Genomic DNA, 218 nt, shown 5'->3' on the forward strand with positions numbered 1-218 from the left:
GGGGAACCTGGGGCTGGATCACCTCCTTAAACGAAAGCCGATTCTCGGCAAGCGTTCACACGAATTATCTGATCAGAAAGTGAAGAGAGCGAAATATTAGCCAGTGTTCTATAGCACGGTTAGTCGGCAAAACGCCGAGTAGTAGGCTTGTAGCTCAGCTGGTTAGAGCGCACCCCTGATAAGGGTGAGGTCGGTGGTTCAAGTCCACTCAGGCCTAC

The 218-nt window shown here is 51.8% G+C and carries 1 tRNA gene; it reads left to right on the top strand.

From position 1 onward, the window contains the following. The first annotated feature begins 143 nt into the window (after positions 1 to 143). Positions 144 to 217 (top strand) — tRNA-Ile (locus Q0882_RS16725). The last annotated feature ends 1 nt before the right edge of the window (position 218 follow it).

Origin of the sequence: uncultured Neptuniibacter sp. (assembly GCF_947498015.1) — a bacterium.
GTDB lineage: Bacteria > Pseudomonadota > Gammaproteobacteria > Pseudomonadales > Balneatricaceae > Neptuniibacter.